The sequence below is a fragment of the Amycolatopsis aidingensis genome (genome assembly GCF_018885265.1).
GTDB classification, from domain to species: domain Bacteria; phylum Actinomycetota; class Actinomycetes; order Mycobacteriales; family Pseudonocardiaceae; genus Amycolatopsis; species Amycolatopsis aidingensis.
Window position 1 is genome coordinate 5,576,837 of the sequence record NZ_CP076538.1, and the last position, 14,631, is coordinate 5,591,467.

The window sequence follows — 14,631 nt, forward strand, 5'->3', positions numbered from 1 at the left end:
GTCACCGGGCACACGGACCCGTGCAGCCACGGCGGCTCACCCCGGCACAGGCGGGCGGTGGTTCGTCCTCCGCACGCTGCGTATGGTCCGGGTGGATGTTGTAGCCGATCTCGCAGTCGCAGTAACCGCCCTGGCGCTCAAGGTCGTGTTCCAGCGTCACGGCCTCCGGTACGCACAGGTCCCGCCAGCGTTTCGCCCAGCGAAGCGTGTTGTCACAACCGGACTCGTCCAGCATTCTGCCCACGTAGCAGGGCAGGCATTCCCGCCTCGAGCGGGCGGGGCAGCTCGCCGTCGACCGGTTTCGGGTACGCCCCGGCCGTGGTGACCGCGGTGGCCGTGGTGTTGTTGTCCGCACGCATGATGTTCCTCCTCGGTGTGGTCGGGCCGTACTCGGTCCCTCGGATCCTGCGTACCAACGGGCGCCGACAATTCCGGTGCGCATCCGGCGGCGAACCTGCGAAGATGGCGGGAAATGGAGAAAAGAACACTCGTTCGGGTGTCGAAGCGGCTGTCGAAGCATCTGCGGCACGCACCCGGGAAGATCGGAATACGGCTGGATCCCGGCGGCTGGGTCGAGGTGGACACCCTGCTGGCGGCGCTGGCAAGGCACGGGCTCCGGCTGAGCCGCGCCGAACTCGAGGAAGTGGTGGCCGGCAACGACAAACGGCGGTTCGCCTTCGACGAGACCGGCACCAGGATCAGGGCGAACCAGGGGCACAGCGTCCAGGTGGAACTGGACCTGCCGGTGGCGGACCCACCGGACCTGCTCTACCACGGAACCGTCGACCGGCTGGCGGAGGAGATCCTGCGTACCGGCCTGCGCCCGATGGGCAGACACGATGTGCACCTGTCCAGCACGGTGGAGACCGCGCGCACGGTGGGCGCCCGCCGCGGCCGGCCGGTCGTGTTCCAGGTGGACGCGCGGGCCATGGCCACGGCCGGGCACGAGTTCCGGGTCAGCGCCAACGGGGTCTGGCTCACCGGCTCCGTTCCGCCACAATTCCTGCGGGAACACTCCTAGACTCGCGGACATGACAGACGTACTGCCCGCCGAGGGAGCCCCTTTCGGCGACCGGGTCCGGCGGCGACTGCGGACGGAGCCGGTGATCTGGCTGGTCACGGTCGGCGCGGACGGGACGCCGCAACCGAATCCGGTGTGGTTCTTGTGGGAAGGTGGGAACACCGTGCTCACCTACAACCTGCCGAGCGCGTACCGGATGACCCACATGCGCAACCGGCCACAGGTGTCCCTGCATTTCGACAGTGACGGCGAGGGCGAGGACATCATCATCCTGAAGGGAACCGCCGAGTTCGCCGAGGACCAGCAGTCCGCGCTGGAGACGCCTGCCTTCCTGGAGAAGTACCGGGAGGGCATGGTGCGGGTGACCGGTAGCCCGGAGCGGTTCAGCGCGACCTACTCGGCCCCGGTGCGGATCCGGATCGAGAAGGTCCGCGGGTTCTGAGCCGGCGGCGCCGGCGGGTCAGTCCAGCCGGGGCGGCCGCGGCCTGCGCAGCAGCCGCCTGCCGACCTCGAGCAGATGGCGGCGCAGGGTGTCGTCGTCCAGCTCGGCCATCGCGGGGGCTCCCCCCGCCAGCCCGATCCCGGCCAGTGCGACATGCGCGGTGACCACGTCCCCTGCGTCCGGCTCCGGCCCGACCAGGATCGCCAGCAGCCTGCTTTCCATGTTCTGCTCACCGTGCAGCGAGGCCTCGACCGCGCGGGCGATACCCGGATCGCTGCTGAACAGCGCGAGTAGCCGCCGGTGCCGCACCACCACATCGACGAACCCGGACAGCAGGTGATCGACCTGCGCCCCGCGGCGCCGCTTGGCCGCGGCCTCGTCGAGGATCACATCCAGCTCGCGCAGGGCAGGCTGGGCCACGGCCTCGGCGATCTCGCTCTTGGCCTTGAAGTGGTAGTAGACGGCCGCCTTGGTCACCCCGAGCGCGTCGGCGATCATCTGCAGCGAGGTGCCCTCCACGCCGTGCTCGGTGAACAACCGCAGTGCGGTGGCCAGTAACCGGCTGCGGGTGTCCTCGGTGCCACCGGCGCCGGTTTCGACGGTCCCAGCGGTACCGGCTGTCATCCCAACCTCCTCGTCAGCAGCAGGACGACAGTACGCCCAGGCGCCATCGAGGACAAGTCACACGGCTAGCCGATCGGCTAGCGTTGCCCTAGCCGTGCGGCTAGTCACATACTAGCCGATCGGCTTGGCGCTCACTTGCCGTTCGGCTAGCTTGGTGGGGACCCGACAGCAGGACGGCATACGAACGGAGTCCTTGCCCGTGGCCACCTTCCTCTACCGGCTCGGCCGGTTCTCCTTCCGGCGGCGCAAGCTCGTCGCGGGGATCTGGATCGCGATCCTGGCCGCCTTCGGTGTGGGCGCGCTCACCCTGTCCGGCCAGCTGACCAACTCGATCTCGATCCCTGGTACCGAGTCCCAGCAGGCGATCGACCACCTCTCCGAGCGCTTCCCGCAGGCCGCGGCAGGCGGCGGAACCGCGCGGGTGGTCATGGCAGCCCCGGAGGGAGAGACCGTCGCCGACCCGGCCAACCGCGCGGCCATCGAGCAGGTGGTGAACCGGCTACGCGACGCTCCCGAGGTGGCGAACGTCGCGGATCCGTTCCAGGCCAAGGCGATCTCCCCGGACGGCAGCGTGGCACTCGCCCAGGTGAGCTACCAGGTCATGGGCTTCGAGCTGTCCGAGGCCGACCGCGAGGCGCTGCTGTCCGCGGCCGAACCAGGACGCGCGGCCGGACTACAGGTCGAGTTCGGCGGGGACGCCGTCCAGGGTATGCCGGAAACCCAGCCCACCGAGGTGATCGGGGTCGTGGTCGCGGCCGTGGTGTTGCTGATCACCTTCGGCTCGCTGATCGCGGCGGGCCTGCCGCTGCTGACCGCGCTGATCGGGGTCGGCGTCGGGATGGCCGGGATCATGGTCACCTCGGGCTTCGCCGAGCTGAACTCCAACACCCCGATCCTCGCGCTGATGATCGGGCTCGCGGTCGGTATCGACTACGCGCTGTTCATCGTCTCCCGGTACCGGCACGAGCTGAGCGTCGGCCGGGACCCCGAGCAGGCCGCGGGCCGCGCCGCGGGCACCGCGGGCTCAGCCGTGGTGTTCGCCGGGCTGACCGTCATCGTGGCGCTGGCCGGGCTCGTCGTGGTGGGCATTCCGTTCCTCGGCGAGATGGGAATCGCGGCGGCGGCCACCGTGGCCATCGCAGTGCTGATCGCGCTCACCCTGCTGCCCGCGGTGCTCGGTTTCGCCGGCAAGCGGATACTCGGCGGCCGCATCCCGGGCCTGCGCAACCGGGAGGACTCCGGCAAGCCGACCCTGGGACAGCGCTGGGCGACGCTGGTCGCGCGGCGCAGGGTCCCGGTACTGCTCGCGGCGCTGGCCGGACTGGTGGTCGTCGCGATCCCGGCCACCGATATGCAACTCGGCCTGCCCAATGACAGCAACGCCGCGCCGGAGGACACCCGGCACCAGGCCTACGAGCTGGTCAGCGAGTCCTTCGGGGAAGGCGCCAACGGGCCGCTGACGGTGGTCATCGACACCGGCGACGCGGCCACCGCTCAGCAGGCCGCCCTGCAGGCCGCGCAGCGGATCAACGGCCTGGACGATGTCGCCAACGTGGCCCCGCCGACGGTCAACCCGCAGGGCAACACCGCGCTGCTCACCGTGATCCCGCAGAGCGGGCCGAGCAGCCAGGCGACCGAGGACCTCGTCGCCGACATCCGCGACCAGGCAGGGCCGCTGCGCTCGGCCACCGGTGCGGACCTCTCGGTCACCGGCCAGACCGCGATGAACATCGACGTCTCGGAGAAGCTGGCCGACGCACTGCTGCCCTACCTCGCCCTGATCGTCGGCCTGGCGTTCATCCTGCTGATGCTGGTGTTCCGCTCGATCATCGTGCCGCTGAAGGCCACCATCGGCTTCCTCGGCTCGGTCGCGGCCACCTTCGGCGCCGTGGTCGCGGTGTTCCAGTGGGGCTGGCTGACCGACCTGTTCGGGGTCGAGTCCACCGGGCCGATCATGAGCATGCTGCCGATCCTGCTGATCGGGGTACTGTTCGGCCTCGCCATGGACTACCAGGTGTTCCTAGTCACCAGGATGCGCGAGGAGCACGTGCACGGCGCCGCGCCGGACCAGGCGATGATCACCGGGTTCCGGCACGGGTCGCGGGTGGTCGTGGCCGCCGCGCTGATCATGATCAGCGTGTTCGCCGGCTTCGTGCTCTCCGACGAGTCACTGATCCAGTCGATCGGCTTCGCGCTGGCCTTCGGCGTGGCGGTGGACGCCTTCGTGATCCGGATGACCATCGTGCCCGCGCTGATGTCCCTGCTCGGCAGGGGAGCCTGGTGGATCCCCCGCTGGCTGAACCGGCTGCTGCCGAATGTGGACGTCGAGGGTGAGAAGCTCACCGCGGCGCTGGACGGGGACACCGACCCCGAGCGCAGGGACCTCCAGCCCGCGCCTGGCTAGCTGTGTTCGAGAAGGCGCGCCCGGTTAGCTGGACAGCCAGACGACGGCGCCACCGACCGCGAGGGCGGCCGCGATCCCGAGCAGGATCGCGAACGCCTTCGCGGTCTTCCACATGCTGTACACGCCGCCGACAAGGAACCCGGCGAGCGCCAGCAGCAGGACCGCGATCCACTCGTTGGACAACTCAGAGCACACCCTTCGTGGACGGGACGCCGCCGGCACGCGGGTCCGGTTCGGTCGCGGCGCGCAGCGCCCTTGCCACCGCCTTGTACTGTGCCTCGGCGATATGGTGCGGGTCGCGGCCGTGCAGCACCCGCACGTGCAGCGCGATCCCCGCGTGGAAGCTCAGGCTTTCGAACACGTGCCTGGTGAGCACGAACGGGTAGTTCCCGCCGATGGTGAAGGTGCCGAACTGCTCCGGCTCGCCGAGGTGCACGCAGTACGGCCTGCCGGAGACGTCGATCGCGGCATGCGCCAGGGTCTCGTCCATCGGGATCCAGGCGTCGCCGAAACGCCGGATCCCCTTCTTCTCGCCGAGCGCCTCGCGGATCGCCGTGCCGAGCACGATCGCGGTGTCCTCCACCGTGTGGTGCGCGTCGATGTGCACATCCCCTTCGGCCTCGATCCGCAGGTCCAGCGAGCCGTGCACGCCGAAGGAATGCAGCATGTGGTCGTAGAACGGCACCCCGGTGCTCACCTCGACCTGCCCGGTTCCGTCCAGATCGACCTCGATCCGGATCGAGGACTCCTTGGTGGTTCGCTCCACCCTGCCGATCCGGCTCACCGCGGGACCTCCTTGCTCGCAGCCAGGAACGCGTCATTCTCCTCGGGGGTGCCGATGGTCACCCGCAGGTGACCCTCGATACCGACATCCCTGATCAGCACCCCATTGTCCACATAAGACCTCCAGGACGCGGAAGCGTCGGCGAACGGCCCGAACAGCACGAAGTTGGCATCGCTGGGCACCGGGGCGAAACCCAGTCCCCGCAGCTCCTCGGCCACCCGGTCACGTTCCGCGGCCAGCCGGGCGACCGAGGCCAGGGTGGCTTCGGCGTGCCGGAGCGCGGCGCGCGCGGCCGCCTGGGTCAGCACCGAGAGGTGGTACGGCAGCCGCACGAGTTGCAGCGCGTCCACGATCGCGGGCGCGGCGGCGAGATAGCCGACCCGACCGCCCGCGAAGGCGAAGGCCTTGCTCATCGTCCTGGAGACGATCAGCTTGGCCGGGTGGTCCGCGAGCAGCCGCACCGCACTCGGTTGCGCGGAGAACTCCGCGTAGGCCTCGTCCACCACCACGATCCCCGGTGCGGCGCGCAGCACCGGTTCCAGCTCGGGCAGCGGGACGGAGCCACCGGTCGGGTTGTTCGGACTGGTCAGGAACACCACGTCCGGCGCACGCTCGGCGACGATCTCCGCGGCCCGGCCGGGGTCCAGGGTGAAGTCCGGCCTGCGCGGGGCCGGCAGCCACTCGGTGCGCGTCCCGGCCGCGATGATCGGGTGCATCGAGTAGGAGGGCTCGAAGCCCAGCGCGGTGCGCCCCGTCCCGCCGAAGGCCTGCAGCAGCTGTTGCAGGATCTCGTTGGAACCGTTGGCCGCCCACAGGTTCCGCTCGGTCAGCGCGACGCCGGTGGCCCCGGAGAGGTAGCTCGCCAGGTCCCTGCGCAGCTCCACGGCGTCCCGGTCCGGGTAGCGGTGCAGCCCCGCGGCGGCCTGCCGCACCGCCGCGGTCACGTCCTCGACCAGCTCGGCAGGCGGAGGATACGGGTTCTCGTTGGTGTTCAGCCGGACCGGCACGTCCAGCTGCGGGGCGCCGTACGGGGTGCGGCCGCGCAGGTCATCCCGCAGCGGCAGCTCGTCCAGGGTCACCTCGTCGCCGTTCATCGGCCGCCCTCCGGGAACCGGGCGGTCACGGCCTCGCCGTGCGCGGGGAGGTCCTCGGCCTCGGCGAGCGCGACCACCTTGCCCGCCACCTCGCGCAGCGCCTCCGCGCTGTAGTCCACCACGTGGATGCCGCGCAGAAAGCTCTGCACCGACAGCCCCGAGGAGTGCCTGGCGAACCCGCCGGTTGGCAGCACGTGGTTGGACCCGGCGCAGTAGTCGCCGAGGGAGACCGGGGAGTAGGGCCCGACGAACACGGCACCGGCGTTGCGCACCCTGGCGGCCAGGGCCCTCGCGTCGGCGGTCTGGATCTCGAGGTGCTCGGCCGCGTAGGCGTCCACCACCCGCAATCCGTCATCCACAGTGGACACCAGGACGATGCCGGACTGCTTGCCGCGCAGCGCTTCGGTCACCCGCTCGGTGTGCTTGGTGGCCGCGACCCGGCGCGCGAGCTCGGCGTCCACCGCGTCGGCCAGCGCCTCGGAGGTGGTGACCAGCACGCTGGCCGCCAGGGTGTCGTGCTCGGCCTGGCTGATCAGGTCGGCGGCGACGTGTACCGGATCGGCGGTCTCGTCCGCGAGGATCGCGATCTCGGTGGGCCCGGCCTCGGAGTCGATCCCGATCAGCCCGCGCAGCATCCGCTTCGCCGCGGTCAGGTAGATGTTGCCCGGCCCGGTCACCTGGTCGACCGGCTCCAGCGGGCTGCCGTCGGTGTCGGTGCCGCCGTAGGCCAGCAGCGCCACGGCCTGCGCCCCGCCGACCGCCCACACCTCGTCCACGCCCAGCAGCGCGGCGGCGGCCAGGATGGTCGGGTGCGGCAGCCCACCGAACTCGGCCTGCGGCGGAGAGCACACCACCAGCGAACCCACCCCCGCGACCTGCGCGGGCACCACGTTCATCACCACGCTGGAGGGGTACACCGCCAGCCCGCCGGGGGCGTACAGCCCCACCCTGCCCACCGGCACCCAGCGCTCGGTCACCATGCCACCCGCGGTCACCTGGGTGGTGACATCGGCGCGACGCTGGTCGGCGTGCACCAGCCTGGCCCGCGCGATCGACTCCTCCAGCGCCGCGCGCACCGCGGGGTCCAGCTCGGCCAGCGCCCGTTCCAGCTCCGCGGCCGGCACCCGCACCCCGCCGGGGCGCACCCCGTCGAACCGCTCGGTGAACTCCAGCACGGCGGGTACCCCGCGGTCACGCACCGCCTCCACCACCGGCCGCACCTGATGCAGTGCGACGTCCACATCGACCTCGGCGCGCGGCAACGTGGCGCGCAGTTCGGCTGGCGAGGGGACGCGACCCCGCAGGTCGGTGCGATTCAGCATGGCCCCAAGGGTACGAGGTGGCCGCTGGGCACCGGCGCACACCGGCATACTCGGGGGAGCCGGACGTCGATACCCCGGAGGTGACCGTGCTGCGCATCGGGCTGTGCCAGCTCACGTCGAGTGACGACCCCGCGGACAACCTGGAGCTGATCAGGGTCGAAGTGGCCAAGGCCGCGGGCGAGGGTGCCGAGGTGGTGGTGTTCCCGGAGGCCATGATGGCCCGGTTCGGGGTACCGCTGGCCCCGCTCGCGCAGCCGCTGGACGGGCCATGGGCGAGCGCGGTCGCGGAGATCGCGCGGGAGCACGGCGTGCTGGTGGTCGCCGGAATGTTCACCCCGGACGGGGAGCGGGTGCGCAACACCCTGCTGATCACCGGGCGGGGTGCGCACCGCGGCTACGACAAGATCCACCTGTACGACGCATTCGGCTTCCGCGAGTCGGACACGGTGGCGGGTGGCTCGGAGCCGGTCACCCTCGAGCTGGACGGGGTCACGCTCGGCTTCGCCACCTGCTACGACGTGCGCTTCCCCGAGCTGTTCCAGGCACTGGCCGAGTCCGGTGCCGCGGCGGTGGTCCTGCCGGCCTCCTGGGGAGCAGGGACGGGCAAGCGGGAGCAGTGGGAGCTGCTGGTGCGGGCCCGCGCGCTGGACTCCGGCACCTGGGTACTCGGCTGCGGGCAGGCCGACCCTGCGGTCACCGGGATCCAGGTCAACCCGAAGGCGCCGACCGGGATCGGCTACTCCACCGTTGCCGACCCGTTCGGCGGCATCCACACGCAGCTGGGCGCGGGCGCGGGCCAGCTGGTCGCCGAGGTGGACCCGGAGCTGGCCGCGAAGTCGCGCACCGCCACCGCGGTGCTGGCCAACCGGCGGCTGACCCGCAACAGCTAGGAGCTGTTCAAGAGGGGGTTGACCGAGGTGATGCGGGGGCGCGTGTCCCGGCCGCAGACCTCGCGAACCCGGCTGCGGGCCGCTGGCCCACCCAGCGCACCAGCCCGTGACCAGAGCACGGCCCGTAGCCGGGTTCGAGACCGCGCGCCTTCTTCAACACAGCTAGTGCACCGGCGGCTGGGCCGCGATCCCCTCCTCGATCGCCAGCCTGGTCAGCTCCGGCCTGCGCCGCCTGCCGGTCTTGTCCCTGATCCGGTCCAGGTAGGAGCGGACGGTGCGCACGCTGATCGCCATGGCCTCCGCGATGTCCTGGTCCCGCTCCCCCGCGGCGAGCAGGGAAAGCACCTGCCGCTCCCGTTCGGACAGCACCAGCTGCTGACCGCCCCCGCGCTCCCGGGCCGAGCTGAGCACGAACGAGGCCAGCATGGGCGAGACATAGGAGTTACCGGAGGCGATCTGCCGGACGGCGCCGAGGATCTCCTCGCCGTCGGAGTCCTTGGATAGGTATCCGCGGGCACCGGCGGTGACCGCGGCCAGCACCTCCTCCTTGCCTGCGTGCGCGGAGACCACGAGCACCCGGTGTCCCATGCCCGCCACCTCCATCACGGCGGCGCTGTCGGCGACCCCGCGCAGCTTGAGGTCCAGCACCACCACGCCCCCCGGCGGTTGTCTGCGCATGGCGAACTCGCCGACCGACTCGGCTACGACCCCCAGCTCGATGTCGGCCGCCTCCTCGAGCACGCGCGCCACGGCCTGCCGGTACAGCGGATGATCTTCGATCACACCGACCCGGATACGGGCCGGAACAGCGGTTGTCGTCTCCGTCACTCCGCTATCGTCCCTGCCCGGCGCGGCTTTTTCCATTCCCCATGTTGGGTTCTGCGCCGTTCGGCGACACTACATACGCCAATCGGACGTGTGCTGTCCGCAAGGTAGATCCATCCCGAGATCCACCGCGGGTGCCGAGTGCGTGAGGGCGCCGACGGCAAGGTAGTCGACCCCCGTCCGCGCGTAGCCCGCCGCGTTCTCCAGGCGGAGGCCGCCGGAGGCTTCCAGCCGGGTGCCGGGCGCCACCCGATCCCGGTGACGCACCGCGCGGGCACAGTCCTCCGGCGTGAAGTTGTCCAGCAGCACCTCGTCCGCACCCGCGGCCAGCGCCTCGGCAAGCTGGTCGAGATCGTCCACCTCGACCTCGCAGGCCAGGCCCGGCGCCCGCTCCCTTGCCTGGCGCAGCGCGGCGGTAACCGAACCGGCCGCGACCACGTGGTTGTCCTTGATCAGCACCGCGTCACCGAGCCCGAACCGGTGGTTCACCCCGCCCCCGCAGCGCACCGCGTACTTCTGCGCCAGCCGCAGCCCTGGCAGGGTCTTGCGGGAGTCCCGGATCGCGCAGCCGGTACCCGCCACGGCGGACACCCAGGCCGCGGTGGCGGTGGCGATCCCGGAGAGGTGGCACAGCAGGTTCAGCGCGGTGCGCTCGGCGGTCAGCAGGCCACGGATCTCACCACGCAGCACCAGCGCGGGTTCCCCTGCCACCAGCTTCGCCCCGTCCGTGCGCTGGTCCAGCACCTGGTAGCGGGGTCCGAGCACGGTCTCGAACACCGCCAGCGCCAGCGGGATCCCGGCGAGCACCCCGGGCTCGCGCGGGGTCAGCTCGGCCGTGGCCACCGCACCGGCCGGCACCGTGGCCTCGGTGGTCGCGTCCGGGCCGTAGCGCAGGTCCTCGGCCAGCGCCAGTTCCACGATGCGGCGCACCTCCGCGGGCTCGAGCTGCCGGAGCTCCTCGTTCATGCGCAGGCCACCCGCTTCGCCGGGATCGGGTCGGCGAGCACCGGCTGCCCGGAGGGGCTCAGCCGGATCAGCTGGCTGCGCCGCCAGGAGCCGTCGTCCCGCTCGGCGAAGTCGGTGCGCACGTGGCAACCGCGGGACTCGGTGCGCCGGGCCGCCGCGGCCACCAGTGCCCCGGCGATCAGCGTGAGCGCGGCGTCCTCGACCACCTCCGGTGTCCACATCGGACTGTCCTGGGCGGAGAGGTCGAGCACCGACCCGACCACGGCCAGCCCGTCGGCGTCCCTGCCGATGGCCGCGTACCGGCTCATCACCCGCTGCAGCCGGTCCCGCTGCGCCACCGGGGCCACCTCGCTCGCCGGTGGCCGCCCGTGCCGGGGGTCCGGCAACAGCCCGGCTGCCAGGTCCGCCGCCACCGCCGCCGCGGCGCGCTCACCCAGCACCAGGCCCTCGAGCAGGCTGTTGGAGGCCAGCCGGTTGGCGCCGTGCAGCCCGGTCCTCGCCACCTCACCGGCCGCGTAGAGCCCGCACACATCGGTGCGGCCGTCGGTTCCGGTGACCACGCCGCCGCAGGCGAAATGCGCGGCGGGGGTCACCGGGATGGGCTCGGTCACCGGGTCCACCCCGGCGGCGAGGCAGGCCGCATGCACGGTGGGGAACCGGTCCGCGAACCGGGGGATCCCGGTGGCGTCGAGGAACACGTGGTCGTCGACACCGCCCGGCGCCTGTGCCATCCGCCTGGTGACGGCCGCGGACACCACATCCCGCGGGGCCAGGTCGCCGAGCGGGTGCACCCCGTGCATCACCGGGCGGCCCGCCCCGTCCACCAGCACCGCGCCCTCCCCGCGCACCGCCTCGGTGACCAGGGGGCAGCGGCCCCGCGCGCCGGGGGTGTAGAGCACGGTCGGGTGGAACTGCACGAACTCGACATCGGCGGCGAGCGCCCCGGCCCGCAGCGCCAGCGCAAGGCCGTCACCGGTGGCCACCTCGGGGTTGGAGGTGGCCTGGTAGAGCTGGCCGAGACCGCCGGTGGCGAGCAGCAGCGCCGGGGCACGCAGCACACCGGGCACCCCGGCCGGGTCCAGCACGGTGACCCCGGCGACCTCGCCGAGCGGGGTGCGCAGGGCGTCCACCGCGATATGCCCCTCCAGCACCGGCACCCGCGTGCCAGCGGCCGTGGCGACCAGGGCGCGTTCCACCTCGGCTCCGGTGGCGTCCCCGCCCGCGTGGATCACCCGGAAGGCGGTGTGCCCGCCCTCCCTGGTCCTGGCCAGGCCGGAACCCTCGGCCGAGGGGTCGAACCGGGCTCCCCTGGCCCGCAGCCGGGCGACCGCGGCGGGTCCCTGCTCCAGGATGGCGCGCACGGCGGCCGGTTCGCTCAGCCCGCCGCCGGCGGCCAGCGTGTCGGCGGCATGCCGGGCGACCGAGTCGCCCTCCTCGTGCTCCCCGTCCAGCACGACGGCCACCCCGCCCTGGGCAAGCCGGGTGCTGCCGTCCCCGATTTCGGCCTTGGTCACCACCAGCACGCGCAGACCGAGTTCGCGGGCACGCAGCGCGGCGGTCAGCCCGGCGACCCCGCTGCCGAGGACGATCAGGTCGGCCCGCGCCTCCCAGCGGGGAGTTTTCGACTCTGAGATGTTAACCGACATCACTCGCCGCCACCGGGAGTGCCGATCTCGATCATCCGGCGTACCGAGGCCCGTGCGCGCTCCGCGGTGACCTCGTCCACATGCACCTCGTCGGCGCCCGCGCGCAGCGAGCGCAACAGCGCGGCCGGAGTGATCATCTTCATGTAGCGGCAGGACGCACGGTCGTTCACCGCCCGGAAGTCGATCTCCGGCGCGGCCTTGCGCAGCTGGTGCAGCATGCCGATCTCGGTGGCAACCAGTACCGAGCGGGCCTCGGTGTCCCGCGCGGCGCGCACCATGTCGCCAGTGGACAGGATCCGGACCTTGTCCTGCGGGACCGCGCCCTCCCCTGCGAGGTAGAGCGCCGAGGTGGCGCAGCCGCACTCCGGGTGGATGAACAGGTCGGCGTCCGGATCGGCCGCGGCGCGCTCGGCGAGCTCGGGCCCGTTGATCCCGGCGTGCACATGGCACTCACCGGCCCAGATGTGCAGGTTCTCCCTGCCGGTCTCGCGCTTGACGTGCGCACCGAGGAACTGGTCCGGGCAGAACAGCACCTCCTTCTCGGCCGGGATGGACGCCACCACGTCCACCGCGTTGGATGAGGTGCAGCAGATGTCGGTCTCCGCCTTCACCTCGGCCGTGGTGTTCACATAGGAGACCACCACCGCACCGGGGTGCTCGGCCTTCCACTCGCGCAGCTGGGCGCCGGTGATCGAGTCGGCGAGCGAGCAACCGGCCCGCGCGTCCGGGATGAGCACGGTCTTGTCCGGGGAGAGGATCTTGGCGGTCTCCGCCATGAAGTGCACCCCGCAGAACACGATCGTGGAGGCGTCGCTGGCCGCGGCGATCCGGCTGAGCGCGAGCGAGTCTCCGGTGTGGTCGGCGATCTCCTGGATCTCCGGCAGCTGGTAGTTGTGCGCGAGCAGCACCGCGTTGCGTTCCTCGGCGAGCCTGCGCACCTCGTCCGCCCACGCCGCGTCCGGTTCGACCCCGCCCATCGGGGTGAGCTCGTCGGACTCCAGAGTCATGGTGTCGGCCATCGGGACCTCCTAGACTGCGTCCCGGTTTTCGTCTTACAATCGAAAACCGTGCGTAGCCATATTAACAGCAGTGCCCCCCTGGCACACGAGGTTCTGGCCGCGGTGCTTCAGGTGCGTTCCGCCACACTGCGGGTGCTGCTGTGGCGGCGCGCCCTCGATCCGCATATCGGCCGCTGGTCGCTGCCGGGTGGCAGGCTGCGCCCTGACGAGGACGTGGAGACCTCCATCCGGCGGCAGCTGGCCGAGAAGGTGGACGTCAAGCAGCTCACCCATGTGGAGCAGCTGGCCGTGTTCAGCGCGCCGGACCGGGTGCCGGGACCCAGGGTGGTGGCCACCGCATTCCTGGGGTTGGTTCCCGCAGGGGTCGATCCGGAGGTACCGGAGGACACGGAGTGGCACCCGGTGGACACCCTGCCGCGCACGGCCTTCGACCACGAGGCGATCGTGCTGCGCGCGCGGGAACGGCTGCGCGCGAAGCTGAGCTACACCAACCTCGGTTTCGCGCTGGCACCGGCGGAGTTCACCATCTCCTCGCTGCGCGAGCTGTACTCGGCCGCGCTCGGCTACCGGGTGTCGGCCACCAACCTGCAGCGGGTGCTCTCCCGCCGCGGGCTGCTGTCCCCGACCGGCGGCACGGCGCCTTCCGGCAAGGCGGGAGGCAGGCCGGCGGCACTGTTCACCTTCACCGGCGAGGGGATGCAGGTGACCGATCCGTTTGCGGTGTTCCGGCCGCCGGAGAAGCAGACCGGACGCGGTCGTCGGTCAGCACGCCGCCCTACCTCGTCGTAACGTTGGGGGCGTGGCCGATACAGCACCGGAAGGGGACCAGCGGCAGACCCTGCCGTTGTTCCCGCTGCAGACGGTGCTGTTACCCAGCGCGCACCTGCCGCTGCACATCTTCGAGCCGCGCTACCGCCAGCTCACCGCGGACCTGATCACCGGCACGGTGCCGGACAAGCGGCTCGGGATCGTCGCGATCCGGATGCCAGCTACGCACGAGGTGGAGACGACCGGGCAGGTGTTCGGGGTCGGCTGCGCGGCGGAACTGCGCGAGGCCAAGCGGCTGCCCGACGGCCGGTTCGACATCGTGACCACCGGGCGGCGCCGGTTCCGGCTGCTGGACATCCGCACCGACGCCGCGCCCTACCTGGTCGGTTCGATCGAGTGGCTGGACGACGATCCGGTGCCGCGCGGGGCGGACGCGGCGATCACGCAGCTGAGCGCGGCGGCCAGGGCGGCGCACCGGCGATACTGCGAGGCCGCATGGGACCGTGCGGACTGGAGCGCGCCGCCGGAGGACGTCGACCTCGCCGACCTGGCCTACCTGCTCGCCGGGGACTGCCTGCTGCCGCTGACCGACCGGCAGAAGCTCCTCGAAGAGGCCCAGCCGTTGCGCAGGCTGCAACTGGTCTGCCGCCTGCTGACCAGGGAGGCCGGCTTCCTCTCCGCCCTGCGCGCCATACCCGCCCCGCCCGCCGAGCTCACCGGCCTCAGCACCCCCACCAACCTCAACTGACCCCGGTGTGTTTGCCCGCCACGCGCACGTGTTTGCCGTTCCCGCGCGGACCCCTTACGGGAACGGCAAACTCGCGTA

General features: G+C 71.7%; 17 protein-coding genes. 6 read left to right on the forward strand and 11 right to left on the reverse strand.

What is annotated here, in order from left to right; genetic code table 11:
- Position 1: 1 nt before the first annotated feature.
- Complete coding sequence (locus KOI47_RS25305; protein WP_216208313.1) at positions 2–235, reverse strand: DUF2695 domain-containing protein; 234 nt, start codon at positions 233–235, stop codon at positions 2–4.
- The gene (locus KOI47_RS25310; RefSeq protein WP_216208316.1) at positions 213–359 is read right to left on the reverse strand and encodes a hypothetical protein; all 147 of its coding nucleotides are present in this window, start codon (positions 357–359) and stop codon (positions 213–215) included. The genes KOI47_RS25305 and KOI47_RS25310 overlap by 23 nt, the downstream gene beginning before the upstream one ends.
- 113 nt (positions 360–472) lie before the next feature.
- On the opposite strand from KOI47_RS25310, the gene KOI47_RS25315 reads away from it, so the two are divergent.
- Together KOI47_RS25315 and KOI47_RS25320 are read left to right on the forward strand one after the other, a co-directional pair.
- A complete protein-coding gene (locus KOI47_RS25315; RefSeq protein ID WP_216208319.1) occupies positions 473–1,021 on the forward strand; it encodes an RNA 2'-phosphotransferase in 549 nt (182 codons plus the stop codon).
- A gap of 10 nt (positions 1,022–1,031) precedes the next feature.
- Positions 1,032–1,463, forward strand: coding sequence for a TIGR03667 family PPOX class F420-dependent oxidoreductase (locus KOI47_RS25320; RefSeq protein WP_216208322.1), 432 nt, complete (start codon positions 1,032–1,034; stop codon positions 1,461–1,463).
- 18 nt (positions 1,464–1,481) lie between these two features.
- On the opposite strand, the gene KOI47_RS25325 is transcribed toward KOI47_RS25320, so the two are convergent.
- Positions 1,482–2,087: a TetR/AcrR family transcriptional regulator gene (locus KOI47_RS25325; protein WP_216208325.1), complete on the reverse strand. Its 606-nt coding sequence runs from the start codon at positions 2,085–2,087 to the stop codon at positions 1,482–1,484.
- A 199-nt stretch (positions 2,088–2,286) separates the two neighbouring features.
- On the opposite strand from KOI47_RS25325, the gene KOI47_RS25330 reads away from it, so the two are divergent.
- The gene (locus tag KOI47_RS25330; RefSeq protein ID WP_216208328.1) at positions 2,287–4,491 is read left to right on the forward strand and encodes an MMPL family transporter; all 2,205 of its coding nucleotides are present in this window, start codon (positions 2,287–2,289) and stop codon (positions 4,489–4,491) included.
- Between the two features lie 24 nt (positions 4,492–4,515).
- On the opposite strand, the gene KOI47_RS25335 is transcribed toward KOI47_RS25330, so the two are convergent.
- Genes KOI47_RS25335 through hisD form a run of 4 tightly spaced genes read right to left on the reverse strand, consistent with a single transcriptional unit; the run spans position 4,516 to position 7,691 of the window.
- Positions 4,516–4,674 (reverse strand): hypothetical protein, encoded by a 159-nt coding sequence (locus KOI47_RS25335; protein ID WP_216208331.1) that lies wholly within the window; start codon positions 4,672–4,674, stop codon positions 4,516–4,518.
- Between the two features lies 1 nt (position 4,675).
- Positions 4,676–5,275: an imidazoleglycerol-phosphate dehydratase HisB gene (gene hisB / locus KOI47_RS25340; RefSeq protein WP_216208334.1), complete on the reverse strand. Its 600-nt coding sequence runs from the start codon at positions 5,273–5,275 to the stop codon at positions 4,676–4,678.
- A complete protein-coding gene (locus tag KOI47_RS25345) occupies positions 5,272–6,369 on the reverse strand; it encodes a histidinol-phosphate transaminase (protein ID WP_216208336.1) in 1,098 nt (365 codons plus the stop codon). Before KOI47_RS25345 ends, hisB begins: the two co-directional genes overlap by 4 nt.
- The gene (gene hisD / locus KOI47_RS25350) at positions 6,366–7,691 is read right to left on the reverse strand and encodes a histidinol dehydrogenase (protein ID WP_216208339.1); all 1,326 of its coding nucleotides are present in this window, start codon (positions 7,689–7,691) and stop codon (positions 6,366–6,368) included. Before hisD ends, KOI47_RS25345 begins: the two co-directional genes overlap by 4 nt.
- A gap of 86 nt (positions 7,692–7,777) precedes the next feature.
- On the opposite strand from hisD, the gene KOI47_RS25355 reads away from it, so the two are divergent.
- Positions 7,778–8,581, forward strand: a complete 804-nt coding sequence (locus tag KOI47_RS25355) for a carbon-nitrogen hydrolase family protein (protein WP_216217544.1) — start codon at positions 7,778–7,780, stop codon at positions 8,579–8,581.
- A gap of 162 nt (positions 8,582–8,743) precedes the next feature.
- Here the strand turns inward: KOI47_RS25355 and KOI47_RS25360 are convergent, their stop codons facing one another.
- The 4 genes from KOI47_RS25360 to nadA all read right to left on the reverse strand — a co-directional run bounded on the left by KOI47_RS25360 (position 8,744) and on the right by nadA (position 13,025).
- The gene (locus KOI47_RS25360) at positions 8,744–9,409 is read right to left on the reverse strand and encodes a LuxR C-terminal-related transcriptional regulator (protein WP_232376244.1); all 666 of its coding nucleotides are present in this window, start codon (positions 9,407–9,409) and stop codon (positions 8,744–8,746) included.
- Between the two features lie 69 nt (positions 9,410–9,478).
- A complete protein-coding gene (gene nadC / locus KOI47_RS25365; protein WP_216208346.1) occupies positions 9,479–10,372 on the reverse strand; it encodes a carboxylating nicotinate-nucleotide diphosphorylase in 894 nt (297 codons plus the stop codon).
- On the reverse strand, positions 10,369–12,018 hold the full coding sequence (locus KOI47_RS25370; protein WP_216208350.1) for an L-aspartate oxidase: 1,650 nt from the start codon (positions 12,016–12,018) through the stop codon (positions 10,369–10,371). Before KOI47_RS25370 ends, nadC begins: the two co-directional genes overlap by 4 nt.
- Entirely contained in the window at positions 12,018–13,025 is a 1,008-nt protein-coding gene (nadA, locus tag KOI47_RS25375) for a quinolinate synthase NadA (RefSeq protein WP_216217545.1), read from the reverse strand. Before nadA ends, KOI47_RS25370 begins: the two co-directional genes overlap by 1 nt.
- 90 nt (positions 13,026–13,115) lie before the next feature.
- Here nadA and KOI47_RS25380 point away from each other — a divergent pair, with 90 nt between their 5' ends.
- Together KOI47_RS25380 and KOI47_RS25385 are read left to right on the forward strand one after the other, a co-directional pair.
- Positions 13,116–13,826: an NUDIX hydrolase gene (locus KOI47_RS25380; protein ID WP_408629953.1), complete on the forward strand. Its 711-nt coding sequence runs from the start codon at positions 13,116–13,118 to the stop codon at positions 13,824–13,826.
- A 10-nt stretch (positions 13,827–13,836) separates the two neighbouring features.
- A complete protein-coding gene (locus KOI47_RS25385; RefSeq protein ID WP_216208356.1) occupies positions 13,837–14,553 on the forward strand; it encodes an LON peptidase substrate-binding domain-containing protein in 717 nt (238 codons plus the stop codon).
- Positions 14,554–14,631: the final 78 nt, after the last annotated feature.

Excerpts from the sequence above, each read along its gene's own strand:
- KOI47_RS25305 (WP_216208313.1), bottom strand. The coding sequence starts at position 235 with ATGCTGGACGAGTCCGGTTGTGACAACACGCTTCGCTGGGCGAAACGC.
- KOI47_RS25310 (WP_216208316.1), bottom strand. The coding sequence starts at position 359 with ATGCGTGCGGACAACAACACCACGGCCACCGCGGTCACCACGGCCGGG.
- KOI47_RS25315 (WP_216208319.1), top strand. The coding sequence starts at position 473 with ATGGAGAAAAGAACACTCGTTCGGGTGTCGAAGCGGCTGTCGAAGCAT.
- KOI47_RS25320 (WP_216208322.1), top strand. The coding sequence starts at position 1,032 with ATGACAGACGTACTGCCCGCCGAGGGAGCCCCTTTCGGCGACCGGGTC.
- KOI47_RS25325 (WP_216208325.1), bottom strand. The coding sequence starts at position 2,087 with ATGACAGCCGGTACCGCTGGGACCGTCGAAACCGGCGCCGGTGGCACC.
- KOI47_RS25345 (WP_216208336.1), bottom strand. The coding sequence starts at position 6,369 with ATGAACGGCGACGAGGTGACCCTGGACGAGCTGCCGCTGCGGGATGAC.
- hisD (WP_216208339.1), bottom strand. The coding sequence starts at position 7,691 with ATGCTGAATCGCACCGACCTGCGGGGTCGCGTCCCCTCGCCAGCCGAA.
- nadC (WP_216208346.1), bottom strand. The coding sequence starts at position 10,372 with ATGAACGAGGAGCTCCGGCAGCTCGAGCCCGCGGAGGTGCGCCGCATC.
- KOI47_RS25370 (WP_216208350.1), bottom strand. The coding sequence starts at position 12,018 with ATGTCGGTTAACATCTCAGAGTCGAAAACTCCCCGCTGGGAGGCGCGG.
- nadA (WP_216217545.1), bottom strand. The coding sequence starts at position 13,025 with ATGACTCTGGAGTCCGACGAGCTCACCCCGATGGGCGGGGTCGAACCG.